Source organism: Alteromonas nitratireducens, assembly GCF_040812025.1.
In the GTDB taxonomy this organism is placed as follows: Bacteria; Pseudomonadota; Gammaproteobacteria; order Enterobacterales; family Alteromonadaceae; genus Alteromonas; species Alteromonas nitratireducens.
This window is the reverse complement of sequence record NZ_JBFNPK010000010.1, coordinates 81,712-97,131: the sequence shown is the minus strand read 5'-3', so window position 1 is coordinate 97,131 and position 15,420 is coordinate 81,712. Positions and strand designations below refer to the sequence as shown.

Annotated in this window: 14 protein-coding genes and 1 pseudogene; 9 read left to right on the top strand and 6 right to left on the bottom strand. The window is 50.8% G+C overall.

Annotation, left to right across the window (positions count from 1 at the left end):
* Positions 1–22: 22 nt before the first annotated feature.
* Both AB1N33_RS10510 and AB1N33_RS10505 read right to left on the bottom strand, forming a co-directional pair.
* Positions 23–553: a lipocalin family protein gene (locus AB1N33_RS10510; RefSeq protein ID WP_411271504.1), complete on the bottom strand. Its 531-nt coding sequence runs from the start codon at positions 551–553 to the stop codon at positions 23–25.
* Positions 554–1,210, bottom strand: a complete 657-nt coding sequence (locus tag AB1N33_RS10505) for a cupin domain-containing protein (protein WP_411271503.1) — start codon at positions 1,208–1,210, stop codon at positions 554–556.
* An 84-nt stretch (positions 1,211–1,294) separates the two neighbouring features.
* Between AB1N33_RS10505 and AB1N33_RS10500 the strand changes: the two genes are divergently transcribed.
* Complete coding sequence (locus AB1N33_RS10500; RefSeq protein WP_411271502.1) at positions 1,295–2,245, top strand: aldo/keto reductase; 951 nt, start codon at positions 1,295–1,297, stop codon at positions 2,243–2,245.
* Positions 2,246–2,250: 5 nt separating this feature from the next.
* Positions 2,251–2,637, top strand: coding sequence for an SMU1112c/YaeR family gloxylase I-like metalloprotein (gene gloA2 / locus AB1N33_RS10495; RefSeq protein ID WP_411271537.1), 387 nt, complete (start codon positions 2,251–2,253; stop codon positions 2,635–2,637).
* Positions 2,638–2,646: 9 nt separating this feature from the next.
* Here gloA2 and AB1N33_RS10490 read toward each other — a convergent pair whose 3' ends face one another.
* The gene (locus AB1N33_RS10490) at positions 2,647–3,861 is read right to left on the bottom strand and encodes an MFS transporter (RefSeq protein WP_411271536.1); all 1,215 of its coding nucleotides are present in this window, start codon (positions 3,859–3,861) and stop codon (positions 2,647–2,649) included.
* Between the two features lie 373 nt (positions 3,862–4,234).
* On the opposite strand from AB1N33_RS10490, the gene AB1N33_RS10485 reads away from it, so the two are divergent.
* Together AB1N33_RS10485 and AB1N33_RS10480 are read left to right on the top strand one after the other, a co-directional pair.
* A complete protein-coding gene (locus AB1N33_RS10485) occupies positions 4,235–6,187 on the top strand; it encodes an amylosucrase (protein ID WP_411271501.1) in 1,953 nt (650 codons plus the stop codon).
* A gap of 196 nt (positions 6,188–6,383) precedes the next feature.
* Positions 6,384–6,596, top strand: a complete 213-nt coding sequence (locus tag AB1N33_RS10480; RefSeq protein ID WP_411271500.1) for a hypothetical protein — start codon at positions 6,384–6,386, stop codon at positions 6,594–6,596.
* A gap of 20 nt (positions 6,597–6,616) precedes the next feature.
* On the opposite strand, the gene folE is transcribed toward AB1N33_RS10480, so the two are convergent.
* Entirely contained in the window at positions 6,617–7,312 is a 696-nt protein-coding gene (gene folE / locus AB1N33_RS10475; protein ID WP_411271499.1) for a GTP cyclohydrolase I FolE, read from the bottom strand.
* A 156-nt stretch (positions 7,313–7,468) separates the two neighbouring features.
* On the opposite strand from folE, the gene folM reads away from it, so the two are divergent.
* From folM to AB1N33_RS10455, 4 genes and pseudogenes are all read left to right on the top strand, one after another.
* On the top strand, positions 7,469–8,182 hold the full coding sequence (gene folM / locus AB1N33_RS10470; RefSeq protein WP_411271498.1) for a dihydromonapterin reductase: 714 nt from the start codon (positions 7,469–7,471) through the stop codon (positions 8,180–8,182).
* Positions 8,183–8,292: 110 nt separating this feature from the next.
* A complete protein-coding gene (locus tag AB1N33_RS10465; RefSeq protein WP_411271497.1) occupies positions 8,293–9,372 on the top strand; it encodes an agmatine deiminase family protein in 1,080 nt (359 codons plus the stop codon).
* Positions 9,353–10,246, top strand: coding sequence for a carbon-nitrogen hydrolase (locus tag AB1N33_RS10460; RefSeq protein WP_411271496.1), 894 nt, complete (start codon positions 9,353–9,355; stop codon positions 10,244–10,246). Before AB1N33_RS10465 ends, AB1N33_RS10460 begins: the two co-directional genes overlap by 20 nt.
* 541 nt (positions 10,247–10,787) lie before the next feature.
* Positions 10,788–11,846: pseudogene (locus AB1N33_RS10455) on the top strand (IS3 family transposase).
* A gap of 126 nt (positions 11,847–11,972) precedes the next feature.
* Here AB1N33_RS10455 and AB1N33_RS10450 read toward each other — a convergent pair.
* Both AB1N33_RS10450 and AB1N33_RS10445 read right to left on the bottom strand, forming a co-directional pair.
* Positions 11,973–12,737 (bottom strand): hypothetical protein, encoded by a 765-nt coding sequence (locus AB1N33_RS10450; RefSeq protein ID WP_411271495.1) that lies wholly within the window; start codon positions 12,735–12,737, stop codon positions 11,973–11,975.
* A gap of 639 nt (positions 12,738–13,376) precedes the next feature.
* Positions 13,377–13,745, bottom strand: a complete 369-nt coding sequence (locus AB1N33_RS10445; RefSeq protein ID WP_411271494.1) for a hypothetical protein — start codon at positions 13,743–13,745, stop codon at positions 13,377–13,379.
* 173 nt (positions 13,746–13,918) lie between these two features.
* On the opposite strand from AB1N33_RS10445, the gene AB1N33_RS10440 reads away from it, so the two are divergent.
* Entirely contained in the window at positions 13,919–15,388 is a 1,470-nt protein-coding gene (locus AB1N33_RS10440; RefSeq protein WP_411271493.1) for a M20 family peptidase, read from the top strand.
* The last annotated feature ends 32 nt before the right edge of the window (positions 15,389–15,420 follow it).

The following is a 15,420-nucleotide window of genomic DNA, read 5'->3' as shown; positions in this document are numbered from 1 at the left end:
CCCCCTGCGCGCCAATGGAATACTATTGCTGGTTGACGTATATCAGCTCATCAACCGGGTAGCCAGCGTCACGCGCTATCCCTACCAGCCGCTGTAATGTTGCCTCATCGAGGGTCGGTGTGCGGGAAAGGATCCACAGGTAGTCGCGATCCGGGCCGGTCACCATGGAATAACGATAATTGTCTTTATCCAGTTCCATTACCACATAGCTCGCATAAAACGGCCCAAAAAAGGACACTTTCAGATGCCCCACATCATCTTCGCCGACAAAATACGCTTTCCCCTCGGCGGTGTCCCACTGCCCCTCTTCCGTGTTGTAACCACGATTAATCACCTTTACGCCACCATCATCACGCAGACTGTAATTAGCGGTTATTTTTGACAGCCCGCGCTCGAACGGATGATCCAATCGGGCAATCTCATACCATTCACCGAGGTAGCGGTTAAGTTCAAAGTTACGCACCGGTTCAATGCGATCAGGGGTGCCGGTACAGGCGCTTAAGAAAAGTAACGAAAAGCCCAGCACGACGGTGAGTGAAAACCTCTTGGTCATTTATGCGTTCTCCAGGTGTGAAAAGTGGCCGGTTTTTACCAGCAATAATGCGCCGTTTTCGCCTGAGGTAATGACGGATGAGTCCTCAGACGGCAGTCTCAGCCAGCTTAGTGAGGGATAATGCGCGTTTTGCCAGGTTACCGCGCCGTCGGCAACCAGCACTTCACGCCCCTGGGTCACCGGGACCGACAATGAAGTGTGCGGTGGCAGTTTACAGATGCGCGTCTGTTCATTGTCAAACTGATGCAGCGTGCGGCACATGGCATCGCCTTCCTGCACCCAGTCACCGTCGCCAATCGCCGTGGCAACGTGAGCATTATCCCCTGACTGAAAGTGGCAAAGCTTCACAAATAACAGGCAGCCCCCTTCCGACGAGGGCGCATGCGAGGAGCCAGGCGGATTTCTGAAATACCAGCCGCCAGAATAATCCCCGGACTCGTCGGAGAATACGCCGTCGAGCACCAGTATTTCTTCGCCTTTATCATGTACATGGGTGTTAAAGGAAGAGCCGGGATCGTAGCGAACCACAGAGGTCGCCCTGCCCGACTCGGCGTGTTCACGGTCGAGCTTCTTGCGCCATACCCCGGCAGCGGGGGACGCTTCCCATTCTACGTCATTGAGGCGGTATGCCACCGCTTTGGTATAATCCTGATTCATTGAACTGTCTCGTCGTTAGCGCCATCCTGTCGCAGTCATCCATCAGCATGATAAACTGAACCTTTGATTCAGACATGGTGCATTATGAAAGACTATTTTCCATCAGCAAGCCGACTTGTCTACGGGTGTATGGGACTTGGCGGTCAATGGGACCAGCAGCCGGTTAACACCGACCATGTATACCAGGCCCGCACACTTATCGACACCGCGCTTGACCTCGGCATCACGGTTTTTGATCACGCCGACATCTACACCTTAGGCAAAGCCGAAAAAGCCTTCGGACAAGCGCTCAGCGAGGCACCCGACCTGCGCGACAGGATGATTATTCAGTCTAAATGTGCGATACGCTTTGAAGACGAACTTGGACCAAAGCGATACGACTTTTCGTCACAGTGGATAACGCAGTCTGTCGAAGGCAGCCTTAAGCGCCTGGGCACAGAACAACTGGATATCCTGTTACTGCATCGCCCCGACCCACTGATGGAGCTGGATGAGGTTGCCAACACCATCGCGGCATTACAACAAGCCGGTAAGATAAAGCATCTTGGCGTTTCCAATATGCATGGTCATCAGATTGCCTATCTGCAGTCTGCGCTGAACACGCCTGTTATTGCCAATCAGTTGGAGATGAGTCTGGCCTTTCGCGACTGGCTGGAAGACGGTATCACTACTAACAGCGAGTATAACCGTAGCATGGGCTATGCGCCCGGCACACTGGAATACTGCATGATGAACAAGGTGACGCTGCAGGCCTGGGGATCGCTGGCACAGGGCCGTTTTACGGGTGCCGGCACACACAGTGTTGAGGATGAACGTACCGCACATACGGTTAAACAGCTCGCTGCTGACTACGGTGTGACGCCCGAAGCCATTGTTATTGCCTGGCTGATGCGCCATCCCGCCGGCATCCAGCCGGTACTGGGCACCACCAGCCCGAAACGACTTGCCGCCTGCGCACAGGCCATGTCGGTGTCATTGCATCGTGAGCATTGGTATCTGCTGCTGGAAACTGCCCGTGGCAACGAGGTGCCATAATGACGTTGCTAACGCGTGTGCATCATGTTGCCATTATCTGCAGCGATTACGCGCGCAGTAAAACCTTCTATGCAGAGACGCTGGAACTGCCGGTTCTGGATGAAAATTACCGGGCAGCACGCGATTCATATAAATGTGATCTCGCGCTGCCGGACGGCAGTCAGCTGGAGCTGTTTTCGTTTGTGGATGCGCCGGCCCGTCCCTCACGGCCGGAAGCACAAGGTCTTCGTCACCTCGCCTTTGCCGTACAGGACATTGATCAGGCCGTGGCCTGGCTGGCGGCGAAGGGCGTTACCTGTGAGGACATCCGGATTGATCCCTACACACAACGGCGTTTTACGTTTTTTCAGGACCCGGATGGCCTGCCCTTAGAGCTCTATGAAGTTGCCTGACAGTCTGGCTTACTGGTATTCCGACGCCTCAACCTCACGCAGCCTCGCGTCTGTTGGATTTGCAAAATAGTTGTATACCAGCCCTAAAAACAGCACTGAGGCAAACACGGTCGCCACCATAAAGCCATATTTCGCATCCCCGCCCATGGCGTCGCTGACCAGCCCCATGATAAACGGCCCTGCTGCCGCTCCCGCCGCAGTGAAAAACAGGATCACGCCGGCAACGCTGCCATGCTGATGTTTAGGGAAACAGCTGATCCCTTTTGAATTGAACGTCGGGTAAATCACCGACATGAAAATACCGGTTAGCGGGAACAAAAACAGGGCAACCTGTTTACCGCCGACCAGGCCTAGTGTGAAACACACCACGATGGCGCCACTGAACAGCATCAGCACCAGTGCCCAGTTAAAGTGGGCCATCATCCAGATCCCAACAAACCGCCCGGCAGCGCGCAGTATAAAAAACGCAGTGACCGAGTAGATGGCCAGCGTTTGTGTGAGGACCTGACTATAGCAATCATAGGTTGCCCGCACCGTGCTGGCATCACACACCAGGTAACTCGGCATCCACACATAAATGGCACTTTCTGCAGCAACGTATAAAAACGCCCCCACTGAAAAGCCAAGTGCATACGGGTTTTTCACCAGACGCAGACTTTTCAGCAATGACACGTTTTCCATATCATTGTGATGACTTTTGGCGTAACTGGGGTATCGCACCGCAAGGGCAACAATAATCAGCAGCGTGCAAACGCCGCCGGCAATCACATACAGCCACTGCCAGGCCACGCCCTGATGTATAAGGTACGCAACAATCAGCGGACCAATGATGGCACCAACACCAAAAAATGCCTCTGCGCCGTTCATGGTCGAGGTGTGCTGACGGGTTGAGGTAGAAATATCACCAATCAGCGCCAGCGCACCGGTTTTAAAAATCCCCACCGCAATGCCTGACAGCGTCATCAGGCTGACAATAAACACAAAATCATTGGCCATCAAAAAGCTGTAACAGGCCAGTCCGAATACTGCTAACCCAATGATTATAGTCGGCTTTCGGCCCAGCTTGTCGGCCAGAAACCCAAGGAAAAGCCCTGACAACGCAATCCCCAGCATCGGCAATGAATGCATCAGACTGGCCTGGGCATTGGTCACCGAAAAGGCCACTTTCACTTCTTTTATGATCTCGCCGACGGAGTCAGACGTCATTGCGAACATCATAAACATCAGATAGGTCAGCCAGCGAATAATGCGGGTATTGTTGAGTGGTTCAGACATAACGGGCCCTTTTTCAGTTGATGACCGCAACGCTCAGTCACCCCATAATGATCGTGTTGTGCGACACACTACTCCGCGTAATGTAAACACCTTGTTATCACACATTGATGGCGCACACACCTGTAACCTTTGCCTGCACGCCTGTTAAAACCGGCCTGTCAGATTTTTTAAAATCAGGTTGGCGCAAAACTCTTAATCGTTTAAGATAAAATAATTAACAGAATTTAAAAATCCTGTAAACCTGTTTATGACGCGAATAACGGACGCCTCTGACGCCGGAAAGCATAAACACCATCACGGGACATCGTTGACGGGAGCCATCATGAATTATTCTGCTGACAGTACTGTGTGCCTTAACCGGATCCTCGGGTCTGTGGATTTATCCGGTCTGACCAAAAAAGATGCCGCACTTTTCCGACGCCGGCTGGATGCGCATTTCCCGTCGCTGTTCGAAAAATATCTACAGGTTTACGGCCACCAGTACGACTGTCACTGGCATCTTGAGCAGCTGGTTTGTGTGCTGCGGGACGGCATCAAAAACCGTAAGGCGTCGCTCAAGCGTCAGGATCAGGAGAAGCTGGACGCGCCCTTGTGGTTTCGTGACGAGAAACAGGTTGGCATGGCCTGCTATGTTGATTTGATGGGGCCGACACTGAACGACCTGCATGATCGGATCCCCTATTTTAAAGCGCTGGGAATTACTTACCTGCACCTGATGCCGCTGTATGACGCTCCCAAAGGCGATAGTGATGGTGGGTATGCTGTATCAGATTACCGCAAAGTAAATCCAAAACTCGGCACCACCGCCGATCTGAAGCGACTGGCGGAAGCACTTGAAAAAGCCGGCATCAACCTGGTGCTTGATTTCGTTTTCAACCATACCTCTGATGAACATGCGTGGGCAAAAGCAGCACTGGCCGGTGACCCGACCTATCAGAATTACTACTATCTGTTTGACGATCGCACGCAGCCGGACGAGTACGAAAAAACCCTAAGGGAAATTTTTCCTCAGGTACGTCGCGGCAGTTTTACCTACAACGAGACCATGGACAAATGGGTGTGGACCACGTTTAACAGCTTTCAGTGGGACTTAAATTACAGCAACCCTGCCGTATTTAATGCCATCACGTCTGAAATGCTGTTTCTGGCTAATCTGGGCTGTGCTGGTCTGCGTCTTGATGCGCTGGCATTCATCTGGAAAGAGCTTGGCACCAACTGCGAGAACCAGCCCAAAGCGCATACCCTGATCCAGGCCTTCAATTGCTGTCTGCAAATTGTCGCCCCTGCGGTGGTATTTAAATCAGAAGCCATTGTGCACCCTGACGAAGTCATTAAATACGTGCACCACGACGAGTGTCAGTTGTCGTATAACCCGCTACTGATGGCACTGCTGTGGAACAGTCTGGCAACCCGCAAAACCCGTTTGCTTACCCGTTCAATGCAGAAAAGTTTTACCATTCCTGACGATACTACCTGGGTCAATTACGTGCGTTGCCATGACGATATTGGCTGGACCTTCGATGATGCCGTCGCCGGAGAACTGGGTATTAACGGTTACGATCACCGCTTCTTCCTGAATCAGTTTTATACCGGGCGGTTTGATGGCAGTTTTGCCCATGGCGTGCCGTTTGCTGAAAATCCGTCTAACGGTGACTGCCGGGTTTGTGGCTCACTGGCGTCACTCTGCGGACTGGAGGACGCACTGACCCGCCAGGATAACAGTGCCATTGATACGGCGATTGACCGTATGCTACTGCTCTACGGCATTACCTTCAGTATTGGCGGCATTCCACTGATTTATTCCAGTGACGAACTGGCACTGTTAAACGATTATTCCTACCGTAACGATGACAGCAAGCGCCATGATGACCGATGGGTAAACCGGATTGCCGTGACACCCGACCATATCAGCATGGCACTGGCCGATGACGACACCGGTCTGAGCCTGACTGAGCGCTCACAGCGGCGTGTTTTTCATGGTTTACAAAACATGCTGTCCATTCGCAAACAGCATCCGGTATTCGGTGTGGCGAGCACAACGATTTTGTCGACCGGTGACGACCACTGCTTCGCCTATTTGCGCGAGCACGATAACGGCCAGCAGTTGCTGGTTATCTGTAACTTTAATGACCATGTACAACAGCTTCAGGGAGAAATACTGAATGCTATAGGGCATCGTCCCTGCCGCGACCTGCTAAACGATGCCGCATTAAGCGGTAACGAAGCCGTGCTCACACTACGTCCGCTTCAGCAACTGTGGCTACTCGTCGGCTAACTCTGATTGCCACCGGCATCACGTCGGTGGCATAACCCCACCACCTAACTTGATGCAAAACAAATCAGCGCCAATAAACTGGTTAATTTTTGCACAAAATCATTTTCACTGCTCTATACTTTTTTAACAGGAAGCCATGCTTGTTTCGCGCCATCGGAGGGCGGGACGCTTCAGTTAAAAAAGGAACGCCGTACCGATGAATGCGATTGAGCCACTTGAATACCTTTGCCCGCACTGTGGGCAGATTAATCTTATTTACTCTACCCAGCTTAAAGACATGTACCAGGAACATCTGGTGCATTGTTCACAATGCAGTACCAGACTTGCTCTGGTGCCTGCGACCGGCATGAATGACGATATAAATCTGATTGTCTCAGTGGCGGATGAAGACGACGTGGCTGTCAGGTAGCCACGTCTGGTTTGATAACCTTAGTTCTGACGGGAAGCGAAAAACTCCCGGCGCAGTTCTTTGTCAGTTAAAAACTGGCCGCCCAGCGCCGTAGTGCGTGTGTAAGAGTTGGTATCGCGGATCCCTCTGGCCTTCACACAATAATGCGTGGCGTTGATAGTGACCGCCACATCGTCTGTATTCGCCAGCGTCTGAATCGCCACCAGCACCTGCTGGGTAAGGCGCTCCTGAACCTGAGGGCGCTGCGCAAAAAAGCCAACCAGACGGTTCAGCTTGGACAAGCCAATCACGGTATCCTTAGGAATATACGACACGGTTGCCGTTCCATCGATAGTCACAAAATGATGCTCGCAGGTGCTGGTAAGACTGATGTCAGAAACCTGCACAGGCTGGTTGAGCTGCATTTTGTTTTCGATTTGCGTGATTTTCGGAAAATTACGGTAATCGAGTCCGGAAAACACTTCGTCAACGTACATTTTGGCAATACGTTTGGGGGTGTCCATCAGACTGTCGTCAGACAGATCCAGCCCAAGTGTAGTAATGATGTCGCGCATTGAGGCTTCAATTCGCTTGCGCTTCTGCTCGTCAGTCAGCCCTGTCTCGACCATAGGCGTTTCCAGCCCGTTGGCTTCCAGCGCATTTCTGACCCGCATAGCCTCGTCAGAGATGGCGTGATCCAGTGCGTCGCGTACCAGTACTGCTTCTTTTGCTAACATTGAATGATTCCGTAATAACTACTTGTTTTTTCGCTTATACGTAACAAACTCGCGTATAAGATTAGTTGTCAGACTGGCCAGTCATTAAAAAAATTTCACCCAGGCCAACTTTTCGTGACGACAGTACGTAACAGTAAAGCAAAAACGGAGTGACTTTTGACATTACCTGTACTCATTACCGGCGCTACTCAGCGGCTTGGACTGGCAGTAGCCTCCTACCTGCTGGACAAGGGCTACCCTGTTGTGGTGACTTATCGCACACGACGCGAGTCGGTTGACGAATTACAACAACGTGGCGCAACAACTATACCCGCCGATTTTAGCACTCAGGCGTCTATTGATCGAGCAATCGATGATATTCGCAGTGTGTGTGGTGAACTGCGCGGCATCATTCACAATGCCTCAGACTGGGCACCCGAATCGACAGATGAGGCAGACAGCGACCGGTTTAACCGCATGATGCTGATCCATGCCACCGCGCCCTACTGCATTAACAAAGCCCTGGCAACCAACCTGACCTCGCATGGCGGAGCCGCAGATATCATTCACATGACCGACTACGTGCAAGACACTGGCAGCGAGAAGCACATTGCCTATGCAGCCAGCAAAGCGGCCCTGCATAATCTGACGCTGTCGTTTGCGCGCGCTCTGTCACCGACCGTTAAGGTGAACAGCATTGCGCCGTCACTGGTGATGTTTAACGAACATGACAGCGACGACTATCGACGCCGTGCCAATGACAAGTTTTTGCTCAGGCCCGGCCCGGGCGCAGCCGAAGTGGTAGAGGCGGTAGATTATATTTTTAACAGCCGCTATGTCACCGGGCAGACCCTGCATCTGAATGGTGGCCGACACCTGAAAAACGCCTAGGCTGCGCGGCGAACCCGGCGACTGATATCAGGGCGTTTACACCGTTATTTTATTTAACTCCCTGTGCGGTCGCCGTTATACTTAGCCTTTTAGTTAATTTGAGAGTCATCATGCAAACACCCCGTGCCCTGCTGCCAGAATGGACCGACATTGACGCGGTGCTGCTGGCCTGGCCACATGCCAACACTGACTGGGCGCCCTGGCTGGAGGAAGCCAGAGCGACCTACCTGGATGTGATTGCAGCTATCAACCGTCATAACGCAGGGGTTATCCTGCTGTGCTCCCCTGACGATCTCAGTGACGTGCAGTCACGTCTGAACACGGATGCCCGCGTACTGCTGGTTCCCGCATCGTTTAACGACACCTGGATGCGCGATTATGGGTTTCTGACCTGCGCTGACGCCAGTCATCCTGGCGATACCGGTACGCCGGTAGAGTTTCGTTTTAACGGATGGGGCGAAAAGTTTGATGCGCGTGAGGACAATCAGGTTAACCAGCGCTATCTGGCTGCCATGTGTCAGTTGCCCCTGAAAACCAGTCCGGTTGTTGCCGAGGGCGGTGCACTTGAAATTGATGCCGATGGTCACCTGCTGTCCACTGCTCAGTGTCTGCTGAACCCCAAACGTAATGGGCAAATGACGCTTGATGACTACCGCGACGTGTTTCGCGATATGCTCGGCTGTCGTACCGTTACCATCCTTGAGAACGGACATCTGGAGGGCGATGATACCGACGGTCACATCGACACCCTGGTGCGTTTCACGCCCGACAAAGGTCTGGTCATTCAGGCAGCAGATAACCGCCCTACCGACAGCCATTACCCGGGGCTGACGGCACTGTGTGAGGAATGTAAAGATAAACTGCCCGACCACACACAGTATCACTTGCCGCTGCCACTGATTGAAAATGATGAGGGCGACCGTTTACCGGCGTCCTACGCTAATTATCTGATTTGTAATCAGGCCGTACTGGTGCCTGTTTACGGTCAGCCTGAGGATGCTGAGGCACTGCGCACGGTGCAGCAGGCCTATCCGGATTTCACGGTTGAACCCGTTGACTGTTCGGTACTGGTGCGCCAGTACGGCAGCCTGCACTGCATTTCCATGCAGGTGCCGGTTAATACCTTAAAAACAGACATTCTTAACGCCCTTGATCAAGGAGTAACCGTTTATGCGACCGACAACGCTTAAAGTTGGTCTGGTACAACAGGCCGTAGCCAGCAACGACAAAGCCACTAACTGGGCAAACAGCGCCAAACGCGTGGCTGAACTGGCAGACCAGGGCTGTGAATGTATCCTGCTGCAGGAGCTGCACAGCACGCTGTATTTCTGTCAGAACGAAGACACCAATGCGTTTGATCTGGCTGAAACCATCCCGGGGCCGGCCACCGCATTCTTTGGCGAACTGGCAGAGAAACACAACATTGTGCTGGTCACCTCGCTGTTTGAAAAACGCGGTTCAGGGCTTTATCACAACACCGCGGTGGTGTTTGATCGCAGCCGTGAAATTGCCGGCAAGTACCGCAAAATGCATATCCCGGATGATCCGGGCTTTTACGAGAAGTTTTATTTCACGCCAGGCGACATGGGGTTTGAGCCCATTCAGACCAGTGTCGGTAAACTGGGGGTACTGGTTTGCTGGGATCAGTGGTACCCGGAAGCGGCGCGCCTGATGGCGATGGCCGGCGCAGATCTGCTGTTTTACCCTACTGCGATTGGCTGGGATCCCAACGACACCCGCGATGAGCAGCAGCGCCAGCATGATGCATGGCAAACTATTCAGCGTGCGCATGCCGTTGCCAACTCAGTGCCTGTGATTGTGGCGAACCGTACCGGTTTCGAGCCGTCACCAACCGAAGGGGATGCAGGTATTCAGTTCTGGGGGCAAAGTTTTATCGCCGGCCCACAGGGTGAAATTCTGGCTATTGCCGACAGCGACAAAGAACAGACGCTGGCGGTAGAACTGGACATGGAGCGCACCGAACAGGTCAAGCGTATCTGGCCTTATTTCCGTGACCGCCGAATTGACGCCTATGATGAGCTGACCAAGCGCTGGCGCGATTGATTTAAAAACTCAGAGTAAGCCAACTCAAGCCGTTCCGCATTCGTGGAGCGGCTTTTTTGTTTTTAAGAGGTTAACCCGATTAATTCTTCATACCTATACGATGAATAATGCTGTCCGTTACCCAAAAATCTTTATAAGACATATACCTACTTGGTCAAATATGTCCGCTATAGACAAGGAACAGACGTTCAGATTTTTGGTTTAGCTCTTCAGGTTGTGCCATTTGGAGCCCATCGTAAATCAGCGGCTTAACGATCACTTTGTACGTATTTCAGACATTCAGTTTTTGATGGTGTTGTTTGGCAAGAAAAGACTAAAAACAAGAGACTATAAGTTATTTGCATCGAAAGCCGTAAAAGTGATATTGGTCAACTAAGTTTAAGGAAAATCCTAGACATCTGGTGTTTGTAAGATATTGACTCAATTGAGTTCTACCCAGATTTTACGGACACATCCATATAGAGGCATACTGTGCCTAGAAGGAGTGTCTATGACCAAACGAAGAAAGTATTCCCCATAGTTTAAACGCGAAGCCGTTGCTTTGGCTCAAAAACCCGGTGTGAGCTGTCGTCAGATAGCATTGGATATTGGTATTAATCCAAACCTGTTAAATCGCTGGAAGCGTGAAGCTGAACAAATAAAAGACCAGGCATTTAAAGGCCAAGGTACGCCTCGCGATGAAGAGGTTGCCCGGCTCAAGCGCGAACTGGCTAAAGTCAAAAAGGAACGCGATTTTTTTGCGAGAAGCGGCAATGTTCTTCGCCAAAGAGTTACCGTAGGATATCAGGCGATATCGCGATGCCGCGACAACTTTCCTGTTCGCATGATGTGCCGCTGCTTGAAGGTGTCACCCAGTGGTTATTATGCATGGGCAACTCGCCAGCCAAGTACGCGTGATAAAGCTAACGCACAACTGCTAGAGCATGTGCGAGAAATTCATGATGATAGCGGCGGTATTATTGGTGCGCCGCACATGCATGAAGACTTGCAAGGTGAAGGTATTAGAGCCAGTTTAAATCGTATTGCGACTCATGGCTACGAACGTCATTTATGGCTGGCCACGTAAAAAAGGCCGGGGCGCAAAACGAAGTTCCGTGCACCCTGCTGGGTTAACCAATCACCTTGAGCGCAATTTTACCGCGCACGAGCCAGAAACGAAGTGGGTCACTGACATCACTGAAGCTAAAACGCAGGAAGGGAAATTGTTCCTGTGTGTGGTGCTCGACCTGTTCAGCAAGCTGATTGTCGGGTGGTCACTGCATCATCGTCAGGACAGACACATGGTAATGCGTGCTGTTGAGATAGCGGTATGGCAGCGCCAGGGGCAGAGTAACGTGGTACGGCACTTTGATCGCGGAAAGCAATTTACCAGTAGTATGAGTGCGGTAGGCCACTGTGCAGACAATGCTGCCTGTGAAGGCTTCTTCGGTGTACTGAAAAGAGAGCGCATCAACTATAGACAATACCGAACAAGGGATGAGGCCAGAGCAGATATATTCGATTACGTTGAACGGTTCCATAATCCGAGAATGCGACGTAGACTTGCTAATCAAGACAAGAAGATTACGTCTTTATTAAACCGTCCGTGAAAACGGGGTAGAACCCTTTTGATGCTTCTACTGTATCGTTTAATTTAACATGTGCGCACATACTGCCAATGTTAAAAACTGAAAATGAAAAGCCCAGCAATGCTGGGCTGATCGTAGGATAGAGCGTTAGGTAAAAGTTATGCATTTACCGTTTCATTAACTTTGGATTTCACTTGATTAAGCAGTTTCTCAACATCGATGACGCCATTGGGGGTTTGTTTGGTCTCGATGATGACATTAACCACCACTTTCGAGCCATTTCGATACGGGAATGATTCCACCAGAATGACTGAAAACGCATCGCCAAGATCGTACATATACGAGTCCTGAAGCTTCAGAGTAGATGAGGTGGTTTCAGCACCGTAGAAACGGAAGCTGTCACTGGTTTTGTTCATCAGACGATCAAAGTTCGCTTTCACTGAATCAGAAGGATATTGTGAGTCAACTTCAAATTTGTATGTAAACTGTGTGGTTGACAGATAATCAGCGATGTCGAGATCAGGTGCAGGGATGGGTAACAGCAAGCCGCCATCTTTTTTCAGTACCGTCATTGGTTGATAAGTGATGGTGTTGATGTCGCCGCTGCGAGTAATTTTCTCGCGTATTTTGTATTGAGTTTGTGCGCCAGTGAATGGCTCTGAGATCTCGCGTCTAACAACAAGCTCGCCGGATGCTTTGTTTACTGTCAGTCTATCAGATCGGAAACAACTTCCGTCGTCACTCCGCTTGAGACATCTGTTAAAGCTGTTAAATGACAGATCAAAATTCATATCTGCAGGAACTTTGTACTGTACCGAAGGTGCATTGGTAATTGGCTGTTCAACTACAGGTGCAGTTTGTTTACAACCAGTTAAAGCAGTGATACCGAAAATAACGCTGGTAGTGATCAATATTTTCTTCATTGGTTCAATTCCCTAGAACAATAAATCGCGGCATATAATATATCTGTTGGGCAATTCGAATCAACGCTAAAAAAGCAGTGATTTCTAACGTACCGTTCCAGTTTTAACCATTTAAAACGATAGGTGGCCTACGGTACTCTGAGATAATCAATCAGAATTGGAAAACCAACGGAACGTCGGTTCTATTAATTACGGCCTCGCTTTTTGAGAGACGGACTGTTCTAAAGCAACTTCTCCGAAGGTCATCGCATCATTTATGCGAATCTAAATCATCACTCTGACCTTTCCCCCTCATGCTCTAGCACAACATGTGCAGAAATCTATCTCCTAAAATTACTGTGAGGATTGAATTGATTCAAATTTGTACAGGAAACGATGGGTGGCTTTAGTGGAGTGAAAGCCGGCGTTAATCTAACTAAATTACTACTTCCGCAATTCGCTCACAGCCGTCGCAGAAATTTTGTCACTTCAATGAAGGCAAAACGTACAACGCTGTCTCTAACACTATATAAAAGCGAGTATTTCACTCTCTTGACGCGTTTATCTTGTATTGCTATGCATCTCAAAAAAAATCACTAACTCGCATCAGAGCCACGAAAGTCTGACATAGTGAAGCCAACTGATTTCTTGCCATCACAATTACCAGGGTCCAATCAGCAGGTCCAGCACACTCAGTACCAATACCATGCAGAAGCCAATGATACCCCCCATCAAAGCATAGTTTCTGTGCCGTATTCTGGGCGATGCACTGGCGAAGTCCTTTTCAACAAACACGCCTACCAGCACGCCAACAGGCAGTACCAGTAAAAAGCCGCCCAAGACAAAGTAAAAAAGAAACGCCATTGTGGCATCTGACAGCGCGCTGCTCACAGTGGCTGCACCTTCTTCCCATGGGCCTGTATAGCCTCCAAATGGCACCGGAAAGCGGAAAAACAGTGTGAACAACAGGCTCCAAAAGTAAGTGCTGATAGTGACGGCAAAAATACCTTTTATCGCGGATGTCAGCATATCCCTGCTCCTTTCAACTACTCAATGTGACGATAACGCAACAATGCACGTGGATAAACCAAAACCGTGACGGGTCACAGACACATCAAATTATCAGCGTGGCTGTACTCAACCCCTGCGCAGTGCTATTTTCGACGGTCTGATAATACAACATGGCTTGTTGGAAGCATCGAATGAAAAAAATTGTCCTGGGTTTACTGGTTGCCCTTATTGCTGTTGTTCTTGTACTGATATTCCGGGCTGAAACTGCCTTCAGCGACAATCAGGTTGTGGTCAGCGCAAATACGCCCCCGCTGGCGCTGGATAAAGACGCGGCAGTCACCCGTTTCGCCCAGGCGATACGCATACCGACCATTTCCTATGAAGACCCGGACAAGTTCGATAAGGACGCGTTCCTGGCCCTGCATGCACACATCGCATCGGCGTTTCCGCGGGTGCATGAGGCCATGACGAAAACCGTAATTAACGACTACAGCCTGGTTTACCAGCTACCCGGCAGTGACAGCAGCCTGAAGCCCGCCCTGTTCATGGGCCATATGGATGTGGTACCGGTTGATGAGGCAACCCGGGAGCAGTGGACACATCCGCCATTCAGCGGCGAAATTTCCAACGACATCATCTGGGGCCGCGGTACACTGGATGACAAGATCACCGTTTTCGCGTTGTTAGAAGCAATGGAAAACCTGCTGTCTCAGGGCCTTGCGCCACAGCGCACGCTGTATTTCGCCTTTGGTCATGACGAGGAAATTGGCGGCAACGAGGGGGCGGCCCGAATTGCCGAATGGTTTGCGAAACAAAACACCGAATTCGCATTTATTCTGGATGAAGGCGGCGCGCTGACCGACGGTCTGATGGTTGGCACAGACCAGACTGTTGCCGTTGTGGGCATTGCCGAAAAAGGCTATGCAAATATCCGTCTTACCGTTAATGACGATGGCGGTCATTCTTCCCAACCACCTGACCATACCGCCGTGGGTATCCTCAGTCAGGCTGTTGTGAAACTGGAGAATAACCAGTTACCGACAGACTTTCAGTTTATTGAAAAAACCTTCGATAAGATTGGCTACTACACTGATTTTTCGACCCGTCTGGCAATGGCAAATTTATGGTTGCTATCACCGGTCATTGAAGACGCGATGCTTAAAAAACCCAGCTCAGCGGCCAGTATTCGCACCACCACCGCCGCGACCATGATGCAGGGAAGTTCCAAATCGAACATTCTTCCCACTCAGGCAATTGGCGTAGTGAATTACCGGCTGATGCCCGGCATGACTATCGACCAACTGGTTACGCATGTACGTCAGGTGGTTGATGATCCCCGTGTTCAGGTTGAGGCTTATATGGCCAATGAAGCCAGTGACGTGTCTAACACCGACAGCATGGGCTACCAGTTAATCGAACAGACGATCCGCAGCATGGACAGTGATGTGCTGGTTGCGCCTTACCTGGTGCAGGGCGGCACCGATGCAAAACATTTTACCGGCATGTCGAACAGTATTTACCGGTTTATGATGGTGAAACTGAACCCCACCACACTGAAACAATTCCACGGGGTGAACGAGCAAATACCGGTGGCTGATTATCTCAGCGCGATCCAGTTTTATGCGGCACTGATTCAGCAGGCGGCACAAAAGCCGGGATGATCTGCAGTATTTGACGGGCCCGCCGGCCCGTC

Excerpts from the sequence above, each read along its gene's own strand:
- AB1N33_RS10510 (WP_411271504.1), bottom strand. The coding sequence starts at position 553 with ATGACCAAGAGGTTTTCACTCACCGTCGTGCTGGGCTTTTCGTTACTT.
- AB1N33_RS10505 (WP_411271503.1), bottom strand. The coding sequence starts at position 1,210 with ATGAATCAGGATTATACCAAAGCGGTGGCATACCGCCTCAATGACGTA.
- AB1N33_RS10500 (WP_411271502.1), top strand. The coding sequence starts at position 1,295 with ATGAAAGACTATTTTCCATCAGCAAGCCGACTTGTCTACGGGTGTATG.
- AB1N33_RS10490 (WP_411271536.1), bottom strand. The coding sequence starts at position 3,861 with ATGTTTATGATGTTCGCAATGACGTCTGACTCCGTCGGCGAGATCATA.
- AB1N33_RS10485 (WP_411271501.1), top strand. The coding sequence starts at position 4,235 with ATGAATTATTCTGCTGACAGTACTGTGTGCCTTAACCGGATCCTCGGG.
- AB1N33_RS10480 (WP_411271500.1), top strand. The coding sequence starts at position 6,384 with ATGAATGCGATTGAGCCACTTGAATACCTTTGCCCGCACTGTGGGCAG.
- folE (WP_411271499.1), bottom strand. The coding sequence starts at position 7,312 with ATGTTAGCAAAAGAAGCAGTACTGGTACGCGACGCACTGGATCACGCC.
- AB1N33_RS10465 (WP_411271497.1), top strand. The coding sequence starts at position 8,293 with ATGCAAACACCCCGTGCCCTGCTGCCAGAATGGACCGACATTGACGCG.
- AB1N33_RS10460 (WP_411271496.1), top strand. The coding sequence starts at position 9,353 with ATGCGACCGACAACGCTTAAAGTTGGTCTGGTACAACAGGCCGTAGCC.
- AB1N33_RS10450 (WP_411271495.1), bottom strand. The coding sequence starts at position 12,737 with ATGAAGAAAATATTGATCACTACCAGCGTTATTTTCGGTATCACTGCT.
- AB1N33_RS10445 (WP_411271494.1), bottom strand. The coding sequence starts at position 13,745 with ATGCTGACATCCGCGATAAAAGGTATTTTTGCCGTCACTATCAGCACT.
- AB1N33_RS10440 (WP_411271493.1), top strand. The coding sequence starts at position 13,919 with ATGAAAAAAATTGTCCTGGGTTTACTGGTTGCCCTTATTGCTGTTGTT.